Source organism: Marinobacter sp. DY40_1A1, assembly GCF_016597815.1.
GTDB classification, from domain to species: domain Bacteria; phylum Pseudomonadota; class Gammaproteobacteria; order Pseudomonadales; family Oleiphilaceae; genus Marinobacter; species Marinobacter xiaoshiensis.
Genome location: NZ_VCHA01000003.1, coordinates 448,734 through 467,051, shown reverse-complemented (window position 1 = coordinate 467,051; position 18,318 = coordinate 448,734). Strand labels below are relative to the sequence as shown.

Genomic DNA, 18,318 nt, shown 5'->3' with positions numbered 1-18,318 from the left:
GTCAAAGAGCCGGCGCGTAATGGTGTATGGCTTCAGACCACATGAGCCATATGTAGCCCCCGCAAAACGACAACCAGGCTAGTGCTGCCGATACGCTGAATACATCCAGAGAAATAGGCACCCGGTCAAACCGGCTGAAGCTGGCTCTTGTTGCGCCAGTGATCGCCAACCCGAGTAACAGCCCCCCGACAATATCGCTGAACCAGTGTACGCCCAAGTAGAGCCGGCTAATGGCGACAGGGATCAGTGGCAGTGAAAACAGTATGTAGGTTTGCCAGCGTTTCCGGGTGTGTGTTTCTGCGGCTATAAAGCTGGCCAGCATAGTGACAAGCACCGTGATGCCCGTGGTATGGCCGCTGGGAAAGGCGCCTGATGATGGCGGGTTCATAACCTGATCCGGGCGCACGGAACCAATGGCGTGTTTCAGCCCCCAAACCAGAAAAATCGTCAGAATTGCTGCTGAAAATATATGCACAGCGGCTGCATAGTGGCCCCTGAAGGCTAATGCAAGGCATGCCAGCAGGGCTGCAGCGATAAGAACGGGAGGGTCTCCCAGGAGTGTGGCTGCAATGGCGGGTGCATCCAGCAAAGGTTGGCGCAATTCACTGAACCACAGCATCGCCAATTGATCGAACGGTTTGATCACGTCGGTCATGGTTGCCAGTTGGCTCCAGAGGATAAACAGGGCAAATGCACCAAATGCAAGCATCAGTGAGGCCAGAGGGAATTCGCTTTCTTTGGCCGGGCGCTCATTGGAATAGAGACGCCAGAAACGGTGGGTTGTTTCATACTGTGCCATCTTTCTCTGAAGCCACAAGTAAAGGCGGCTATTGTCGCCAAGGCCCAGCTGAAAACGGAAGATAACCAGGTAGATGGCTGCCAGCGTTGCCAGGCTAATGCCTGTCACCAAATAAACATGCGCTGGCGGCTGTAGTTCACTGGCCAGTGCGCCACCCACAAGATAGCCCGGCAAAATATAGGCCGGCGCCCAGCCAATGGCTGATCCGATGTTGAAAGCCAGAAAACGGCGCCAAGGCATCAATAGAGCACCCGCAACGAGGGGTATTATGGGGCGCAAGGGCCCAACAAAACGCCCGATAATAACGCTTTTCCCGCCATGTAAATGAAAGAAGATTTCGGCTTTTCTGATGTGTTCCGGGTAGCGGCTTAGTGGCCATACACTTGCCAGACGCCCCTGAAATAACCTGCCAATTGCAAAACTTACAGTGTCGCCGCTGACCGCACCTAACCAGGCCCAGGCCAGCACGGTCATAAGAGGCATGTCTATCTGGGCTGCCATAACCGAGATGGTGAACAGGAAGGCAACGCCGGGCACCAGAATGCCGGCGATCGCCAAGGATTCTATAAATGCGGTGCTGAACAGGGCCAAAGATAGCCAGCCGGGGTTGGCGCTAAGCCACGCAGTCAGGTCCGAAAGCCAGGCGCTGCTCATGTACGGAGCGTCTCTCCCGGGCTGAACCATGCCGTGTCAGCCCCGCGCTTACGGGCTTCAAGCATTGCCTGATGGGCACGTTTGCGGAGTGTATCGGTGCGGGTGTCGCTGCTCCCCCGGGTGGTGCAGCCCAGGCTCACTGTGGCTTTGCCTGTCACCGGCCACTCATTTTCAGAGATTGTGCGCCGGATACGTTCCGCAATAACGCGCACACCTTCTTCCGGCGTGAAAGGCAAAATCAGGAAAAATTCGGAATCATTCAGTGTGTAGAGCGTGTCGCCAGCGCGGATTACGCCGAAAAGGTGCTGGGTCATGTTGTAAAACAGCGCTTGCATGCCTGGCTCCCCATAGAGTTGAGTGGCCTCATCGGCATGATCAATGGTGAGGTTTATCACAGACAGGTTATGGCCGGTAGCAATGGCCCGGCTTATTTCTTTTTGCAGGGTTTCGTCAAGAAAGCGGGCATTGTGAGCGCCAGTAACCGGATCAGTAATGGCAAGATCCTCGGCAGATTGAGCCATGTGGTCGTACTGCCATATATAGAGTGCAGCAACCGTCAGTACGATGAGCAAGCCGCTGACGGCCGTGATTGCATCCGCTGCCGGCTGTTTTACAAGTAGCAGGATAGACATGGGTATCAGCAGAAGCAGAGAAAGCATCAGCGCGTGGCGAAGGGGCAATATCAGCAGGTTGAGCAGCAACAGTGGCATGGCCCAGTGGGTAATGCTGGTGCTGCCGATGACAAACATGGCTGCCAGAAGACCGCTGTTCAGAGTTGCAAGAATAATCAGGTGGCCCGGTGCCGAGAGTTGGCGCCGGCGACTCAGGAGCGTGTAAGCCAGTCCGCCAAGGGTAAGGGCAGCCATGCCGGCAGCAAGGTAGAAGAGCTCGTAAAAACCGTATCGAAGGTTTTGCAGTGCCAGAGTAAATATAAACAGAGTGGCAGTGCCATAGCCAATGCTGTGAGTCCAGGTTCTCAGCCGGGTTTCTGTCATGGCGCAGATCCCTCCGCACGGGGCTGGGTTGGGGGTGTGGCTGGTGACCATGTGCTGTATGCCTGAGTCCGGTTGCCGCCTTGTTGCTGTGCGCGGCGTAGAGCGTTCGCGGCGCTCTGCTGCAGGCTGTCGGCATTGTCGCCAATGTTCAGCCCGGCGATACCGGTACTGACTGTCAGGTTCATACCGTGGGTTTCCAGCAGTTTTCCCAGGCCTTTGCGGATTGATTCCGCCCTGAGGATGGCCTCTTGAGTGGCTATGCCCGGCAATATCACCAGAAACTGCAGGTCTGCTGCCCGGTAGTAGGTATCGAAATCCCGTAGTTGAGAGTGCAGAAAGCGGCCAATTCTTGGAAGAATCGAACGAATGTCTTCGTCAGGGTCGTTGTCGCTGGTATGGGCGTCTAGGCCGATCATAATGACCGACATGTCTGTGCCCTCGCGCTCGCTTCGCTGAATTTCTTTATGCAGATCGGCAGAAAGATATTCCCGGCTGGCGGCTTGAGTTAGCTCATCGGTGCGCCTCAGAGGCGCCAGTTGGCGAGTTTTATACTCTCGCAGGAATATCAGCACGGCAGAAAGGAGTACCGTAAGCAGGAGTGCGCTGATCATCTGATGTCGGTCAGCTATGCCTTCTGCCCAATGGGCGGCGATCACCGCAAGTACCACTATTACCAAGGTTATGATAGCCGCGATGCCGCGGGGCATAAGGGCAAATACAACCAGCGGCAGCCCGTAGAGCCAGTGGCTGAGAGCCCAAGGACCTGTCCAGAAGCTGGTCATCAACAGGAGTATAAGAGCTACAAAAAACAGCCTTTGAAGCATTGGCCATGGGGGGGTGCCTCGGCCAGGGTGAAAGCTGCGCCCGCTGATGATAACGCCGGCCGCAGCTGCGGCGCTTGCCGCGGTAAGCGGCTCGCCCAGTAAGGCGCACAAAACAGCAATGGCCACAAAAACGGCGAGGCTGGCGCGTGATAACCGGTTCAGCAAAAACTTATCGGCCGTCTGTGCCATGGTATTCGTCCTTTTTCGGGGTTCCCGTTGTACCGCAACGGTATAATATCTGTTTGGGGTGCGTACTTGAAACGGGAAAGGTAAAGTTAGGCTCTAATTACTGAATTCTGGCAAAAAATACATAAGGTAAAGGGATGGATATTGCAGCTTATATGACCGAAGTCGGGCAGCAAGCCCGGGCAGCGGCGACACTCGTTGCCCGGTCTACCACCGAAGTGCGAAACCGGGCGCTCCTGGCAACCGCTGACGCGCTGCATGCGGCGCGCAGTGAGCTGGCTGAGGCAAATGCTCGTGATCTTGTCGCCGGGAAAGAGAGTGGTCTGGATGCTGCCATGCTGGACAGGCTTGAACTTACGCCAGCACGGGTTGATGCCATGATTGAAGGTCTGCGGCAGGTTGCTTCCTTGCCTGACCCCATTGGTGCAATTACCGACATGACCTATCGCCCATCCGGCATTCAAGTGGGCAAGATGCGTGTGCCCTTGGGTGTTATCGGCATTATCTACGAATCCCGGCCTAATGTGACGGTTGAGGCTGCCAGCTTATGCTTGAAGTCTGGCAACGCCACGATTTTGCGCGGTGGTTCCGAATCTATCCATTCCAACCAGGCCATTGCCTTGTGTTTGGCCCGGGGACTTGCAGATGCCGGCTTGCCGGAAACAGCTGTTCAGGTTGTCAAAACGACAGATCGAGCGGCGGTTGGTGAGCTGATTACCATGCCGGACTATGTGGATGTGATTGTGCCCAGGGGCGGTAAAGGCCTGATTGAACGCATCAGCCGGGACGCGCGGGTGCCCGTTATCAAGCATCTTGATGGCGTTTGCCATGTGTATATCGACAGCCATGCTGACCCAGAAAAAGCTTTGAATGTGGCAATTAATGCGAAAACGCACCGCTACGGCACATGCAACACAATGGAAACCCTGCTGGTGGACACAGAAATTGCTGCCGATATGCTGCCGCTGTTGAGCTCTTCTTTTATTGAAAAGGGTGTGGAGCTGCGAGGATGCCAGCAGACCCGTGAAATCCTTCCGGATATAAACGCGGCCACAGAGGCAGACTGGGAAGAGGAATATCTTGCGCCCGTTCTGGCCATTCGTGTGGTGGATGGGTTGGATGGTGCCATTGCGCATATCAACCGTTACAGCTCTCAGCATACTGACAGTATCATTACAGAGAACTACACCCGTGCCCGGCGTTTTATCACCGAGGTGGATTCAAGCTCTGTGATGGTCAATGCCTCCACCCGTTTTGCGGATGGCTTTGAGTATGGCCTTGGCGCTGAGATTGGCATCTCCACCGACAAGATACACGCCCGTGGGCCGGTTGGGCTTGAAGGTTTGACCTCGCAAAAATATGTGGTGTTCGGCGATGGGCACATTCGGGCCTGATGCAGATGCATGTAATTTATGGCGGAACCTTCGATCCGATACATCATGGGCATTTGCGCCTTGCGCTGGAGGTTGGCGAGCGGCTTCGAGGCGTGCCTGTAAGTTTGATGCCCTGCCATATTCCACCGCATAAGGGTGATACTGGCGCAACAGCCGAGCAAAGGCTGCGCCTGCTTGAGTTGGCGATTGCCGGGGAGCCGCGCTTAAGCGTTGACGATCGCGAACTGCGCCGGGGAGGCGCTTCCTTCACGGCAGATACCTTGCGCCAACTTCGCAAAGAGTTGGGTGCCAAGGTGCCGCTAGCCATGGTTGTAGGTACCGATGCCTTTGCCGGCCTTGATCGCTGGAATGAGTGGCGGGCAATTCCTGAGTTGGCTCACATTATTGTTGTGCAGCGTCCGGGCATAGTGTTGGATCCGAAAGGTGAGCCTGCCAGGCTGCTGGAGGAGCGCAGTGTTGGTAACGCCGAAGATCTATACAGCAGTGCCTCCGGGAAGATTCTTAACCTGAATCCGCCCTGGCTGGATATTTCAGCAACCGGCATCCGTGACCGGATTGGTCGTGGCCTGTCACCCCGTTATCTGGCTCCGGATGCAGTCTTGGCGGAGATTCAGAGTATGGGGCTTTACGGGGCATGCCCCGCAAAGAACTTTTAGTGCTACAATCGCGATCGAAAATGACTTTTCGGGTGGCCATTCCGGCCGGCACCCGGACTACAGGGTAATTATGCAGGCAGAGCAACTCAAAGATCTGATAGTGAATGCACTTGAAGACGTGAAAGCAAAAGACATCAGCGTTGTTGATGTGCGGGACCGTACCAGCGTTACCGATTTTATGGTTCTGGCATCCGGAACATCCAATCGCCACGTTAAATCCCTTGCGGATTCGGTTGTTCTTGACGCCAAAGAGAAGGGCGTTCGAGTCAACAGTGTGGAAGGTGGTGGCGGCAGCGACTGGATTCTGGTGGATATGGGGGACGTGGTTGTACACCTGATGCTCCCCGCCACACGTGAATTTTATGATCTGGAGCGCTTCTGGCGTGACGCGCCGGATGTCGAGGCTGAGGGCAGCGAGTAATCATGCGGCTGCGCCTGATCTGTGTGGGGCAAAAAATGCCCGACTGGGTCAGTAAGGGCTACGACGACTATGCTCGTCGTATGCCTCCGGAAATGCCCCTTGAGTTGGTAGAAATTGCCATGCCTCATCGTGGCAAAAACCCTGATATTCCCCGGTTGATGCAGCGCGAAAGCGACGCAATTCTGGCCGCTACCGGTTCCAAGGACAGGGTGGTCGCGCTGGAAGTGACAGGGCGCCCCTGGTCTACGGAAAAGCTGGCCAGCCAGCTGGAAAGCTGGCAGCAAGACGGAAGGGATCTGAGTTTTCTTGTTGGTGGGCCAGATGGTTTGGCCGAGCCTTGCCGTCAGCGCGCAGATCAGCAATGGTCGCTGTCCCCTCTCACTTTACCTCATCCTCTTGTTCGGATTCTGTTGGCAGAACAGCTGTACAGAGCCTGGTCGATTACCCGTAACCACCCGTACCACCGGGCTTAGGAAACATCCATGCCGTGGGGTGAATTCAAGGATACTGCCGCCGAGCGCAGACTGTTCCAGCGTCGCGTCACTGTTATGCTGGCGCTCGTATTCTTCCTTTTGTCGGTGCTTGTCGCCCGTATGTATCAGCTCCAGATTGTCGAGCATGATATTTACACCACCCTCTCTGATAAAAACCGTGTGCAGGTCCAGTCTGTGCCGCCTCCCCGTGGTCTTGTTTATGATCGCAACCAGGTTTTGCTGGCAGAAAATCGCCCCGTTTTTAGCGTGACCGTAGTGCCTGAACGGGTTGGCGAGATTGATGCCGCACTGGAGCAGCTTGTCGGTATTCTTGATATTTCCGATGAGGATCTGGAACGGTTTCAGCGCCGCTTGCGCGAGCCTCGCCGTCCATTTCAGGAAATTCCACTGCGCTACGACCTTAACGAAGACGAGATTGCCCGTCTGGCTGTGCACCGACACGAGTTGCCTGGGGTAGAGGTGGAGGCGGAGCTGGTTAGATATTACCCGCACAGTGAGCTGACTGCCCACGCTCTGGGTTTCGTTGGCCGGATCAATCGTGATGAATTGCAGCGGATTGACCCGGTTAATTACGCCGGCACCAACTACATTGGCAAGTCTGGTGTCGAGCGATTTTATGAAGAACTGCTGCACGGCAGGGTTGGTTACCAGCATGTAGAAACCAACGCCCGAGGTCGCACTCTGAGAGTGCTGGAACGCGAAAATCCGGTGCCCGGTGAGGATCTCAAACTGCATCTGGATTTGCGTTTGCAGGCGCGGGCTCACGAACTCCTTGACGGACGCCGGGGAGCAATCGTTGCCATTGAGCCTGCCACAGGCGGGATACTGGCGCTGGCCAGCGTGCCGGGTTTCGATGCCAACAAGTTTGTGACTGGAATCAGCGTGCCAGATTATCGGGAGCTGAGTGAGAGTAATGACAAACCTTTGTTCAATCGGGCTCTGAGGGGGCAATACCCCCCGGGATCAACGCTCAAGCCCATGTTGGCGATTGCGGCACTCGATAGTGGCGCAGTAACAAGAGATCACACCATTTGGGACCCGGGGCACTTTCAGATCAACTCCTCTGGGCGGCGTTGGCGGGACTGGAAGCGAGGCGGGCACGGTTGGGTTGATCTGACCTACGCGATGGCGCAGTCCTGTGACGTTTACTTTTATGAAGCGGCTGTGGAAATGGGCGTGGATACCATGGTCAACTATTTGGCCCGCTTTGGCTTTGGCGAGGATGCAACTCTGGACGTGTCCGGCGCATTGAGCGGAATTCTGCCGTCCCCGGATTGGAAGCGCGCCACGCGTAATGAACCCTGGTATCCGGGAGACACTGTTAATCTCGGTATTGGCCAGGGGTTTATGTTGTCTACGCCACTGCAGCTGGCCACAGCAACCGCGTTGATTGCCAATCGCGGCGAGTGGGTAGAACCGCGGTTGCTCAAAGACATCCAGGGTGACCGATCCGTTGAAGAGTTTTTACCGTCGGAAACCCACGAGCCGTTGAAACTCAAGGACCCGAGTGACTGGGAGTTTATTGCTGAGACCATGGCTGAAGTTATGCATGGAGTGAAGGGCACAGCCCGCGCTGCCGGCCGTGGTGCCCCCTACCGCATGGCTGGAAAAACCGGTACCGCCCAGGTGTTCAGTCTTGCAGAAGATGAAGAGTATGACGCCGAAGAGGTGCGGGAGCGGTTACGCGACCACGCACTGTTTGTTGGCTTTGCACCGGTCAAAAAACCACAGATTGCTGTCGCTGTGATTGTTGAAAACGGCGGCGGAGGAAGCAGCACAGCAGCTCCTGTAGCTCGGGCCCTGTTCGATGCCTGGATATTGGAGTTTTCTGCCGCTGCAGGTTCTCTGGTCAGCAAAACCGATTCGCAAAGAGAGGCTCCTTGATGGCCCCCCGGGAAGTGTTCAGTTCAACAGCCAGCAACCCCCTTGGTCGCCCGAGAGGTTTATGGTCTGCACTGCATCTGGATCCTATTCTGCTTTTCTTGCTCATTGTCCTGATTTCCTGCGGCTTTTTCGTGTTGTACAGCGGCGCCGACCGAAATCTGGATGTCGTAAAGGCCCAGGGCGTGCGCTTTGCCGTCGCATTTGTTGTGATGTTGGTTTTCGCCCAGCTTGATCCCTCTGTATTCAGGCGTTGGGCACCTTGGCTTTACGTACTTGGCCTCGCGGGCCTGGTTGCTGTGCTATTTGTGGGGGTTGGGGCGAAAGGTGCACAGCGTTGGTTAGCGTTGCCGGGATTGCCCAGGTTTCAGCCATCGGAGCTGATGAAGCTTGTTGTCCCCATAATGGCCGCCTGGTATCTGTCGCGGCACTTCTTGCCGCCGAAGCTGTCACGCATTGGTGTCGGGCTGGCTATTGTCCTGCTCCCGATGCTTCTGATTGTGAGGCAGCCCGATCTCGGGACTTCGCTTCTTGTGGGTATGGCGGGTCTGTTTGTTGTGTTTTTTGCCGGTATGAGCTGGAAACTCATAGGCGCATTTTTGGCAATGGTGTCTGTAGCTGCGCCAGTAATGTGGTTTTTCGGAATGCGCGAGTACCAGAAGCAGCGTGTCTTGACACTGCTTGATCCCCAGAGTGATCCGCTGGGTGCAGGTTGGAATATTATCCAGTCCAAAACCGCCATCGGCTCTGGCGGCCTGGATGGCAAAGGTTGGCTTCAGGGCACTCAGTCGCACCTTGAGTTTCTTCCGGAAAGCCATACTGATTTTATAGTGGCGGTACTGGCAGAGGAGTTCGGGTTTGTAGGGATTCTGATACTACTCAGCGTGTACTTCCTGATTATTTTGCGGTGCCTCTTTATCGCTGTGACTGCCCAGGATTCATTCAGTCGCCTTGTTGCGGGTGCGCTGACCATGACCTTCTTTATTTATGTGTTCGTTAACGTGGGCATGGTAAGTGGCCTGCTACCGGTTGTAGGGGTGCCTTTGCCGCTTGTGTCTTATGGTGGAACATCAACCGTTACCCTGATGGCGGCGTTTGGCATTCTGATGTCCATACACACCCATCGCCGGATGATCACGGCCTGATGTCAGGCCGGTAATGGTGATACGGGGCGCGAACCCGTTACAATGGTCGCAAGAGCTGTGTTTTCCATTCAGCAGCGCATATTTCAGAGGGCATCTGTACAGTGATACCACATAGCGCAGGGTTATGGTTGTTGGGCTTGGCGGCTCTGGCACTTGCCGGCTGCGCATCGGCTCCGACGCCTGCACCGGCCGGTACCGACCATTCATCACGCTACACCATTACTCAAGACCGGGCACCCACGGGAAACTTTGATGCCTCTGGCTTGTCAGATGCAGTGCCCGTATATCAGGCCCCGGTAAGGGCCGGGAACAAATCTCCCTACACAGTTTGGGGCAAACACTACACGGTAATGGACAGTAATGACGGCTATGTCGCTCGCGGCACCGCAAGCTGGTATGGCGAAAAGTTCCACGGTCACAAAACGTCTAATGGTGAAACCTTTGATATGTACCAGATGTCCGCAGCCCATAAATCTCTGCGGATACCGGGTTACGCAAAAGTGACTAATCTGGATAACGGGCAGTCTGTGATTGTGCGGGTTAATGACCGTGGGCCGTTCCACGGTGATCGCCTCATTGATTTGTCTTACGCAGCGGCTAAAAAGCTGGGTTATCAGTCACGCGGAACCGCCCGTGTAGAAGTCGCATCGATTACCGTGAAGCCCGACGGCAGCATGTTTCTTGCTGGCCAGCCTTTTGCTCTGGAGGGACACCAAGCTAAGCGGCCGGAGCAAACGCAAACTGCAAGCGGTGCATTTGACGGCCAGGGCGGCGGGCTGTTTGTGCAGTTGGGCTCTTTCAGCAGTCGTGACCCGGCAGAAAAACTACAGACCCGCGCCGTGGATAGACTTGGTAGCTCCTTGGGGAGTAACTCTGTGCGAGTACGTGCAGTAGATACTGCTTCAGGGCGCTTTCACCGGGTTCAGGTTGGGCCTTTTCAGGATGAAGGCAGTGCGCGAAAGACGCAGCGCCTTTTGGAAACTGAAGGATTTGCGCAATCAATTGTGCTGACAGACTCTGACTGAGCGTCAGATCACTTATAAAACACACTTAACGACGAACGAATGGACCCATGGCATTAAAATCAGTTTTCCGCTCACTCTCTTTTGCTTCAGCACTCCTTACGTTTGTGCTGATGCTTACGGTTTCAGGCAAAGCAATTTCCCAGACCGTGCTGATTCCTTCACCGCCGCAAATTGCTGGTAGTTCCTACGTGCTGATGGACCCGAAAAGTGGTCGCATCATCATGGAAGAGAACAGCAACGAGCGCTTGCCGCCGGCCAGTCTGACAAAGATGATGACAGCGTACATTGTTGAGCGCGAGCTGGACGAAGGCCGGATCAGCATGTCCGACATGGTTCCTATCAGCGTAAAAGCATGGAAAACAGAGGGCTCCCGTACGTTTGTTAAAGAGGGCACCAGTGTTTCCGTAGAAGACCTTCTCAAAGGCGTAATTATTCAGTCAGGCAACGATGCTTCGGTAGCCCTGGCGGAATTTGTTGCCGGCAGTGAGGGCGCTTTCGTAGATATTATGAATCAGCAGGCTCAACTTCTGGGCATGAAGGACACCCACTTTCAGAATGCTACCGGCCTGCCTGCCGCAGATCACTTTTCTACCGCCTATGACCTGGCTGTTCTGGCGCGTGCGATTATCAATGATTACCCGGAAAACTACCCGATCTACGCTGAGAAGCACTTTACGTACAACAATATCCGTCAACCCAACCGTAACAGCCTGCTATGGCGCGACGATAGTGTTGATGGCCTCAAAACCGGCCATACCGAAGAGGCAGGGTACTGTCTTGTTGCTTCAGCCAAGCGCAACAACACGCGCTTTATTGCAACAGTGATGGGAACCAGCAGCTCTGAGGCGCGATCCCAGGAAATCCAGAAAATGCTGAACTACGGGTTTCGCTACTATGAAAGTGAGCGCTTGTTCCGGGCGGGGCAGGAGCTGATTGAGGCCAAGGTGTGGGGCGGTCAATCTGACAAGCTTTCCGTGGGCATGCTTGAAGATGCCTACGTGACCATTCCTCGCGGATCCCGTGACAGCCTTGAGTCCAGTGTGGATCTTGATTCAGTGATCAAGGCACCGGTTCGTGCCGGTGATGAGCTCGGTCGGGTGAAAGTGTCCTTTAATGGGGAAGTGCTGATTGATCAGCCAGTGCTTGCTCTGACGGAGGTTCCTGAAGGCGGTTTGTTCAAGCGAATCTGGGACGCCATCAAGTTGTTTTTTGTTCAGTTATTCCAGTAAGGGCCAGTTGAGCCCGGGAGAAAAACGGCATGAGCGAGCCGAAAGCGCCAAAAATAGAGTTTCCCTGTGATTACGGTATCAAGGTGATTGGCGATGCCGCACCGGATTTCAAAGAGTTTGTCGTAGCGGTTGTTCAGCAGCACGCTCCGGGAATCAAGGAAGAAGATGTCTCTGTTAAAGACAGCAGGGAAGGTCGGTTCTGCTCGGTACGGCTGAATATTCTGGCTACTGGCGAGCCGCAGCTAAAGGCCTTGTTTGAGGACCTCAAGGCCAGCGGCCGTGTTCACATGGTGTTGTAAGCACCATGCCTGAACTCATTGTCAGGTCTTTGGGCCAGCAGCCCTATCTGGAAACCTGGGAAGCCATGAAAAGCTTCACGGCAGAAAGGGGTGACGACACCAATGATGAGCTTTGGTGTCTGGAGCATCCTCGGGTCTACACCCAGGGCCAGGCTGGCAAGGCCGAGCATATCCTGGCGCCGGGTGATATCCCGGTGATTCAGGTAGACCGTGGTGGACAGGTGACCTATCACGGACCTGGTCAACTGGTGATTTACCTGATGATTGGGCTTACCCGTCGCAAGATAGGGGTGAGGGGGCTGGTCGACATTATTGAGCAGGGCATAGTACGCACGCTTGCTGAGCTTGATATTGCCGCAGAGCCCCGGCCAGATGCGCCAGGTGTTTATGTGGGTGATGCAAAAATTGCTTCCCTGGGATTGCGGGTTCGCCGTGGATGTTCGTTCCACGGTCTTGCGCTGAATGTCGATATGGACATGGAGCCATTTCGCAGGATCAACCCCTGCGGGTATGCGGGACTGGCCATGTGCCAAACCAGTGACTTTACCTCAGCGTCTATTGATGCTGTTGAGCAGCTGTTGGTAGCCCAACTTGTTTCAGGGTTGGGCGACTCTGCAGTAAGTTATCGAAACGGCTGGGATGATCAGGCAGGTCCGTCAATCTGATACATACAAACACGGTTGCGGCCGAGGGCTTTTGCACGGTACAAGGCTTCGTCTGCATGCTGAAGAAGTTTGTCGACAGATTCCACCCCCTCGATGCTTGCTACGCCAATACTGGCAGTGCAGTGGACTGCTGTCTGCGCCACCATCACAGCTTTCTCAGCGATTGCCTCACGAATCCTGTTGGCAATCTGCACTGCACCGTCTGCATTGGTTTCCGGCAGTAGTACCAGGTATTCCTCACCTCCCCAACGAGCGGTGGTGTCCAGTTTCCGGGCCTCCTCATGCAGTGTGTTTGCAACCAACACAATCAGCTCATCGCCTACATGGTGTCCGTGGGTATCGTTTACACTTTTGAACAGGTCAATATCTGCTAACAACACGGCAAATGGCCGGTTGGTACGAAGATAGCGTTCGTATTCCACTTCCAGTTGAGCCAAGGCCTCCCTGCGGTTTGCAAGGCCGGTGAGTGTGTCATGCTTGGCGGCGTACTCGAACTCCCGGGCCAGCGCCAACAAACCAAGTTTGCTCCGTCGCCGGCTCTGATCAAGGATGTAGCAGGTGATCATTTCAAAGCCGAGGGCTACAACCATGGTAATCCGGAAGCTGGTGCTATAGGGCAGATTCAGTAATTGGTCTGCAAGCGGGCTGAAGAACAGCAGCGTAACCCCCGTAAATCCGAATAGGCAGGCGCCAACACCAAACCGCGCATCGCTGATGTAAAAAATGATGGGTGGGTAGGCAAAGAGCCAGATAATCGCCGAGCCATTCTCTAACGCGCTGACCGACACATAGATAAACACCGTGGTTGTCAGGCCAATAAACGCGCGACGTTGAAAGGTTTTGTGGCGGAACGCAGCGTAAATCAGCAAATTGATTGTCATCAGAATGGCAAATGCTATCAGCAGGCCAGCCGCGAGGTGCTCACCTTGCTCGACAGAACGGGAGGCAAAAAAGGCCAGCAATGGCACTGCAGAGATACTCAGCCAGTTGATCAGAACCGGAACTGGAATTTCACCCGATACCTGAAGCTGAGAGCGCCCATTTGCGGGAAGCTCAGGAGCAATTTCGACATAGTGTGAGCAGGTTTTTTTGATAATTATCAGTTATTTTGATTCCGCATCCATTCAATAGTAAACGGTATTCTGGGCAGAAGTTGTGTAATACCGTAAAAACAGCCAGAGGATGACAACAAACTATTCCCCGGTAGCCTGGCTGTGTGGGCATCAGAGCAGGTATAAACCGGCAGGCAGAGGCGAGCAATGGCCGGTAAGCCGCTGAGCATGGGTCGCAGTGGAGAGGTCAGGTAGCAGAAGTATCCGTATAATGACATGAGCCACCTGCTGCTGTTACGTTTAGAGTACAAGTGAGGGGTTCTTGCAGGGTGGGTAAATTTTCAGATCCGGACAGGTCTTACATGTCATCCAGACGCTCAGGTAATTCAGTCTCCCGTATCAAGACCGGCAGCTTTGAACGTCGGTTGAGTTTGACTCGCGCCGGGCTTTTCGCCGGCACGCGGGTGGCCTCGCACATGGCAACGAACTGGTTCAGCAGCAAGGATAAGCGGGATGAGCGCCACCGTGCCATGTTATCCAAGCAAGCCCATCTTCTGGTGGAGGAGCTGGGAAAACTGAAAGGCAGTGTGGTTAAAATCGGTCAGGTGATGGCGCTTTATGGTGAGCATTTTCTGCCTGAAGAGGTCACTGAAGCCCTACACACCCTGGAAGATCAGACTACCTCGCTGGAGTGGTCTGCCATCGAGCGGGTTCTCAAAGCCGAGCTGGGCAGTGATAAGTTTGCTGAGCTTGAGATAGACCCCGAGCCTATTGGGGCCGCATCTCTGGGGCAGGTGCACCGGGCATTGCGGCGAAGTGATGGCCTGGAGCTGGTGCTCAAAGTCCAGTATCCGGGTGTCGCCGATGCGGTTGATAGCGATCTGAATGCGGTGGCTCAGTTACTCAGAGTGGCTAGGTTGGTGAGCTTCGGGCCAGAGTTTGAGGACTGGCTGGAAGAGGTGCGACAGATGATGCACCGGGAAGTTGATTATCATCTTGAGGCTCGCACCACAGAGAAATTTCGCCAGATGCTCAAGAATGACCCCCGGTTTGTGGTTCCCCGGGTGTTGCCGGAGTATTCAGGTGCGCAGGTTATTGCCTCAACCTATGAGCATGGGCATTCCGTAAGTGCTGGCGTTGTTCGGGAGTTGTCACTGGAGCGCCGCAGTGCGCTCGGAGAAGCCGCGCTTGAGCTCTTCTTTCGGGAGCTGTTCGTGTGGGGTGAGATCCAGACCGACCCCAATTTCGGAAACTACCGTATTCGCATTGCCGGAGAAGATGGCAATGGTGTGGAGCATGATCGCATAGTGCTGTTGGACTTTGGTGCTGTGCAGTCTTACTCAAGCGAGTTTCTTGACCCGGTTATCCAGATGATCCGTGCATCTTATGAGAACGATCTGGATGCAGTGATCGATGGGGGCGTAAAACTGCGTTTCATGAACACTGACTGGCCGAAGGATGTGTTGGAGAAGTTTGGCGAGGTGTGCATGTCGGTTCTGGAGCCCTTGTCCAGCGACCATGCAAGCTGGCCTGACTACGCGGTTAACGAGAAGGGCCAGTATCGTTGGAAGCAAAGCGACTTGCCGTCAAGAGTTGCGCGACAGGCTGCACGTTCAGCCATAAGCCGTTATTTCCGCGTGCCACCCAGAGAGTTTGTATTCCTCAACCGAAAGCTCATTGGGGTGTATACCTTTATTGCTGTGCTGCACTCGGAGTTCAACGGCGAGCCCTTGTTACGCAAATACCTTTATGGCGAAGGTGATGATATGCCTGATGCTTCTGCAACCAGCCAGATCACAAAGGCGTAACGCACGCCTTTGCCTATACCCACAAGCACAATGAAGTTGAGCCAGGGCACGCGCATGATGCCGCCAACAAGCGTCAGCGCGTCGCCGCCCAGAGGTAGCCAGCCCAGTAGCAAAGACCACTGGCCGTAGCGGTTAAAACTGTTTCTTGCTTTGTGCAGTTGCGTTTCACTCAAGGGGAACCAGCGCTTGTGCTTGAAGCGGTCTACCTGCCTGCCGATGATGCCGTTCACCACAGACCCCAACGTATTGCCCAGCGTGGCCCAGAACCACAGCCACCACATGGGATAGCCCTGAACAACCAGGGTGCCAGTCAGTATCTCCGAGTAGGCAGGCAACAGAGTAGCCGCTGCAAACGAGGTCAGAAATAACGTCAGGTAAACCACAGAGTTGTCCTTACGGTGATGGGTGTTTGGGTCTTTTGCCCCACGAGGCGGCACTAAGTATGAAGCGTTACTATAGCGGCTATTTAGAGCTTCAATTTTTTAAATTTCCTCAATCATGTCATCATGAATTCAAGTTTATTTACACCCCTTATAACCGCCCGGGAATCCTTCCGGGGTATCTATTTTGGAGGCTTTTATGGAACAGGTAACGATTTACGGCCGTTCAAGTTGCGGGTTTTGCGTGCGTGCAAGGAGTTTGTGTGAGTCTCGCAATATGCCTTACACCTGGGTGGATATGATCGAGCATGGCATGACCAAAGAAGACATTGCCGACAAAATTGGGCGAGCTGTACACACCGTGCCGCAGATTTTGGTGGGGGACAGATACATAGGCGGGTACGATGATTTTGCAAGCTACGTGCGGCAACTGGAGGCTTAGTCGTTTGTAGAATCTATCTGGCAGGTAAGGAGCGCAGTATGGAATTTGAGCATGTGGTTCAAGTTAATGACCTGAAGGATTCGTCCATCCCCAACCTGACCCGGAAGCAGTTGTGGGAAGGCTTGGTCATGCGTGCAGAGGCGCCCCAACATTTTGTGATTGGCCTTGGGGAGTTCGAGCTCGATTGGCAAACCGATAAACGCCTGAAACGGAGCCTTGAGCTGCCCGGCCTGGTTGTTGATGATCTGGTTACCTTTAATGAAGGCCAGTTTGTACATTATGAAATTATACCAACGGCCACGGTTGCCGGTGGAAGTCTCACAATGACAATAGAAGAGCCAGAGCCGCAGTCTTTGTTCGTACGTTTCAGCTATTGTGCTCGATATCTTGACGAGATCGGGGATGAACTGCCTTATGATCTTTTTGTTCAGCAGGCATATATCGCGGCAGACATCGATACGGTTCGAATCATCCGGAACCGGTTGGCCGCGCACTAGAGCAGGTGTGTTGAAGTTACTGTAAAGGCATGAGGCCCGAAAGAGCCAGTGAGGCGCAGAATTGCTGATCAGGCCCCGGCTAACAGGGTCCCGATCAGCACTGTAGTTGCTTTAATCAATCAGAGCTTGAAATCAGTTTTCAGCTTCTTTTCTGCAAGGGTGTTTTTGAGTTTCGCCACCCGCGGCAGGCCGTTGTCAAACGGAGGGAAGTTCTCGCCTGCGATCAGAGGTAGCAGGTAGTCGCGGCAGTCCTGGGTAATACCAAATCCATCATCCGTAATGTAATGGATGGGCATCTTCTTTTCCTGGTTAGCAACTTCGCTAAGCGGGGCTTCACCAATCGACCAGACGTAAGGTTTGGATTTCTCACGAACAATCGTAGGCATAACTGCCTGTTTGCCTGCCAGAGCCATTTCTACAGCCGCTTTGCCAACGGCGTAAGCTTGCTCAACGTCGGTTGCAGAGGCAATGTGCCGAGCGCTGCGCTGGAGATAATCCGCAACCGCCCAGTGGTACTTGTGCCCCAGAGCCTGCCTGACCATATTGGCCAGTGCCGGCGCTACGCCACCAAGCTGAGTGTGACCAAATGCATCTTTGGCGCCGGCATCTGCAAGGAAACGGCCGTCTTCGTACTGGGCACCTTCTGAAGCAACCACCACGCAGTAACCATATTCCTTAACACAGAAATCGACCCGCTCCAGAAATGCTTCGCGGTTAAACGGAATTTCAGGGAACAGGATAATGTGGGGCGGCTCGCCTTCGCCCTGACCAGCCAGACCACCAGCGGCTGCGATCCAGCCTGCGTGACGGCCCATGACTTCAAGGATGAACACCTTGGTGGAGGTTTCGCACATGGACTTGATGTCCAGACTGGCTTCCAGGGTGGATGTGGCGATGTACTTGGCTACAGAGCCAAAGCCAGGGCAGCAGTCGGTAAACGGCAGGTCGTTATCGACTGTTTTGGGAACGCCGATGCAGGTAATGGGGTAGCCTAGCTTCTCGCCAATTTGTGAGACTTTGTAGGCGGTGTCCTGGGAATCGCCGCCACCGTTGTAGAAGAAGTAGCCGATGTTGTGTGCGCGGAAAACTTCGATAAGGCGCTCGTATTCACGACGGTTTTCCGAGATATTCTTCAGCTTGTGGCGGCAAGATCCGAATGCGCCGCCCGGGGTGTGAATCAACTCCTGAATGGCTTCATCACTTTCGAGGCTGGTATCGATCAGCTCTTCGTACAGCGCGCCCAGAATGCCGTTGCGACCAGCAAACACTTTGCCGATTTTGTCTGAATGCTTACGGGCGGTCTGGATGACCCCGCAGGCACTCGCGTTGATTACAGCGGTAACACCGCCAGACTGAGCGTAAAATGCGTTCTTGATGGCCATCTCGGGGTGGAGTCTCCTGTTGATTCGACAATGGTGCAGATGATACGTCAAATGCGCGCAATTTTCATGGCAGGAAGTGCGGATAGCAAT

The 18,318-nt window shown here is 54.5% G+C and carries 19 protein-coding genes; 13 read left to right on the top strand and 6 right to left on the bottom strand.

Annotated features, from left to right (window positions below):
• Position 1: 1 nt before the first annotated feature.
• From FFI61_RS10610 to FFI61_RS10600, 3 genes are read right to left on the bottom strand one after another with little or no spacing between them, the layout of a single operon-like run.
• Complete coding sequence (locus tag FFI61_RS10610; RefSeq protein ID WP_200370280.1) at positions 2-1,453, bottom strand: bifunctional DedA family/phosphatase PAP2 family protein; 1,452 nt, start codon at positions 1,451-1,453, stop codon at positions 2-4.
• Positions 1,450-2,448 carry a GGDEF domain-containing protein gene (locus FFI61_RS10605; RefSeq protein ID WP_200370278.1) on the bottom strand — a complete coding sequence of 333 codons (999 nt, stop codon included), beginning with the start codon at positions 2,446-2,448 and terminating at the stop codon, positions 1,450-1,452. Before FFI61_RS10605 ends, FFI61_RS10610 begins: the two co-directional genes overlap by 4 nt.
• On the bottom strand, positions 2,445-3,461 hold the full coding sequence (locus FFI61_RS10600) for a GGDEF domain-containing protein (RefSeq protein WP_200370277.1): 1,017 nt from the start codon (positions 3,459-3,461) through the stop codon (positions 2,445-2,447). The genes FFI61_RS10605 and FFI61_RS10600 overlap by 4 nt, the downstream gene beginning before the upstream one ends.
• Positions 3,462-3,595: 134 nt before the next feature.
• Here FFI61_RS10600 and FFI61_RS10595 point away from each other — a divergent pair, with 134 nt between their 5' ends.
• From FFI61_RS10595 to lipB, 10 genes are all read left to right on the top strand, one after another.
• On the top strand, positions 3,596-4,852 hold the full coding sequence (locus FFI61_RS10595) for a glutamate-5-semialdehyde dehydrogenase (RefSeq protein ID WP_200370275.1): 1,257 nt from the start codon (positions 3,596-3,598) through the stop codon (positions 4,850-4,852).
• A gap of 5 nt (positions 4,853-4,857) precedes the next feature.
• Positions 4,858-5,508 (top strand): nicotinate-nucleotide adenylyltransferase, encoded by a 651-nt coding sequence (gene nadD, locus FFI61_RS10590; RefSeq protein ID WP_200370273.1) that lies wholly within the window; start codon positions 4,858-4,860, stop codon positions 5,506-5,508.
• Between the two features lie 70 nt (positions 5,509-5,578).
• Positions 5,579-5,929 carry a ribosome silencing factor gene (gene rsfS, locus FFI61_RS10585; RefSeq protein WP_200202042.1) on the top strand — a complete coding sequence of 117 codons (351 nt, stop codon included), beginning with the start codon at positions 5,579-5,581 and terminating at the stop codon, positions 5,927-5,929.
• A gap of 2 nt (positions 5,930-5,931) precedes the next feature.
• Positions 5,932-6,402, top strand: coding sequence for a 23S rRNA (pseudouridine(1915)-N(3))-methyltransferase RlmH (gene rlmH, locus FFI61_RS10580; protein WP_200370271.1), 471 nt, complete (start codon positions 5,932-5,934; stop codon positions 6,400-6,402).
• A gap of 9 nt (positions 6,403-6,411) precedes the next feature.
• Complete coding sequence (gene mrdA, locus FFI61_RS10575) at positions 6,412-8,307, top strand: penicillin-binding protein 2 (protein ID WP_200202040.1); 1,896 nt, start codon at positions 6,412-6,414, stop codon at positions 8,305-8,307.
• A complete protein-coding gene (gene rodA / locus FFI61_RS10570) occupies positions 8,307-9,449 on the top strand; it encodes a rod shape-determining protein RodA (protein WP_200202039.1) in 1,143 nt (380 codons plus the stop codon). The genes mrdA and rodA overlap by 1 nt, the downstream gene beginning before the upstream one ends.
• Positions 9,450-9,553: 104 nt before the next feature.
• On the top strand, positions 9,554-10,474 hold the full coding sequence (locus tag FFI61_RS10565) for a septal ring lytic transglycosylase RlpA family protein (protein ID WP_413785032.1): 921 nt from the start codon (positions 9,554-9,556) through the stop codon (positions 10,472-10,474).
• 47 nt (positions 10,475-10,521) lie between these two features.
• Positions 10,522-11,703, top strand: coding sequence for a D-alanyl-D-alanine carboxypeptidase family protein (locus tag FFI61_RS10560; RefSeq protein ID WP_200202037.1), 1,182 nt, complete (start codon positions 10,522-10,524; stop codon positions 11,701-11,703).
• 29 nt (positions 11,704-11,732) lie between these two features.
• Positions 11,733-12,002, top strand: coding sequence for a YbeD family protein (locus FFI61_RS10555; protein ID WP_200202036.1), 270 nt, complete (start codon positions 11,733-11,735; stop codon positions 12,000-12,002).
• Between the two features lie 5 nt (positions 12,003-12,007).
• Positions 12,008-12,667 carry a lipoyl(octanoyl) transferase LipB gene (lipB, locus tag FFI61_RS10550; protein ID WP_200370268.1) on the top strand — a complete coding sequence of 220 codons (660 nt, stop codon included), beginning with the start codon at positions 12,008-12,010 and terminating at the stop codon, positions 12,665-12,667.
• Here the strand turns inward: lipB and FFI61_RS10545 are convergent.
• The gene (locus tag FFI61_RS10545) at positions 12,646-13,635 is read right to left on the bottom strand and encodes a GGDEF domain-containing protein (RefSeq protein ID WP_320159565.1); all 990 of its coding nucleotides are present in this window, start codon (positions 13,633-13,635) and stop codon (positions 12,646-12,648) included. The genes lipB and FFI61_RS10545 overlap by 22 nt on opposite strands.
• Positions 13,636-14,081: 446 nt before the next feature.
• Between FFI61_RS10545 and FFI61_RS10540 the strand changes: the two genes are divergently transcribed.
• Complete coding sequence (locus FFI61_RS10540; RefSeq protein WP_200370267.1) at positions 14,082-15,527, top strand: ABC1 kinase family protein; 1,446 nt, start codon at positions 14,082-14,084, stop codon at positions 15,525-15,527.
• Here the strand turns inward: FFI61_RS10540 and FFI61_RS10535 are convergent.
• Positions 15,467-15,910 (bottom strand): YqaA family protein, encoded by a 444-nt coding sequence (locus tag FFI61_RS10535; RefSeq protein ID WP_200202121.1) that lies wholly within the window; start codon positions 15,908-15,910, stop codon positions 15,467-15,469. The two genes, FFI61_RS10540 and FFI61_RS10535, sit on opposite strands and share 61 nt — an antisense overlap.
• A 196-nt stretch (positions 15,911-16,106) precedes the next feature.
• Between FFI61_RS10535 and FFI61_RS10530 the strand changes: the two genes are divergently transcribed.
• A complete protein-coding gene (locus FFI61_RS10530; protein WP_200202032.1) occupies positions 16,107-16,349 on the top strand; it encodes a GrxA family glutaredoxin in 243 nt (80 codons plus the stop codon).
• A 38-nt stretch (positions 16,350-16,387) separates the two neighbouring features.
• On the top strand, positions 16,388-16,846 hold the full coding sequence (locus tag FFI61_RS10525; RefSeq protein ID WP_200202031.1) for an SRPBCC family protein: 459 nt from the start codon (positions 16,388-16,390) through the stop codon (positions 16,844-16,846).
• Between the two features lie 119 nt (positions 16,847-16,965).
• Here FFI61_RS10525 and FFI61_RS10520 read toward each other — a convergent pair whose 3' ends face one another.
• Entirely contained in the window at positions 16,966-18,228 is a 1,263-nt protein-coding gene (locus FFI61_RS10520) for a 6-phosphofructokinase (protein ID WP_200202030.1), read from the bottom strand.
• Between the last annotated feature and the right edge of the window lie 90 nt (positions 18,229-18,318).

What these genes read in the sequence shown, in the direction of transcription:
- FFI61_RS10610 (WP_200370280.1), bottom strand. Translation starts at nt 1,453, where the DNA reads ATGAGCAGCGCCTGGCTTTCGGACCTGACTGCGTGGCTTAGCGCCAAC.
- FFI61_RS10605 (WP_200370278.1), bottom strand. Translation starts at nt 2,448, where the DNA reads ATGACAGAAACCCGGCTGAGAACCTGGACTCACAGCATTGGCTATGGC.
- FFI61_RS10600 (WP_200370277.1), bottom strand. Translation starts at nt 3,461, where the DNA reads ATGGCACAGACGGCCGATAAGTTTTTGCTGAACCGGTTATCACGCGCC.
- FFI61_RS10595 (WP_200370275.1), top strand. Translation starts at nt 3,596, where the DNA reads ATGGATATTGCAGCTTATATGACCGAAGTCGGGCAGCAAGCCCGGGCA.
- nadD (WP_200370273.1), top strand. Translation starts at nt 4,858, where the DNA reads ATGCATGTAATTTATGGCGGAACCTTCGATCCGATACATCATGGGCAT.
- rsfS (WP_200202042.1), top strand. Translation starts at nt 5,579, where the DNA reads ATGCAGGCAGAGCAACTCAAAGATCTGATAGTGAATGCACTTGAAGAC.
- rlmH (WP_200370271.1), top strand. Translation starts at nt 5,932, where the DNA reads ATGCGGCTGCGCCTGATCTGTGTGGGGCAAAAAATGCCCGACTGGGTC.
- mrdA (WP_200202040.1), top strand. Translation starts at nt 6,412, where the DNA reads ATGCCGTGGGGTGAATTCAAGGATACTGCCGCCGAGCGCAGACTGTTC.
- rodA (WP_200202039.1), top strand. Translation starts at nt 8,307, where the DNA reads ATGGCCCCCCGGGAAGTGTTCAGTTCAACAGCCAGCAACCCCCTTGGT.
- FFI61_RS10560 (WP_200202037.1), top strand. Translation starts at nt 10,522, where the DNA reads ATGGCATTAAAATCAGTTTTCCGCTCACTCTCTTTTGCTTCAGCACTC.
- FFI61_RS10555 (WP_200202036.1), top strand. Translation starts at nt 11,733, where the DNA reads ATGAGCGAGCCGAAAGCGCCAAAAATAGAGTTTCCCTGTGATTACGGT.
- lipB (WP_200370268.1), top strand. Translation starts at nt 12,008, where the DNA reads ATGCCTGAACTCATTGTCAGGTCTTTGGGCCAGCAGCCCTATCTGGAA.
- FFI61_RS10540 (WP_200370267.1), top strand. Translation starts at nt 14,082, where the DNA reads ATGTCATCCAGACGCTCAGGTAATTCAGTCTCCCGTATCAAGACCGGC.
- FFI61_RS10530 (WP_200202032.1), top strand. Translation starts at nt 16,107, where the DNA reads ATGGAACAGGTAACGATTTACGGCCGTTCAAGTTGCGGGTTTTGCGTG.
- FFI61_RS10525 (WP_200202031.1), top strand. Translation starts at nt 16,388, where the DNA reads ATGGAATTTGAGCATGTGGTTCAAGTTAATGACCTGAAGGATTCGTCC.
- FFI61_RS10520 (WP_200202030.1), bottom strand. Translation starts at nt 18,228, where the DNA reads ATGGCCATCAAGAACGCATTTTACGCTCAGTCTGGCGGTGTTACCGCT.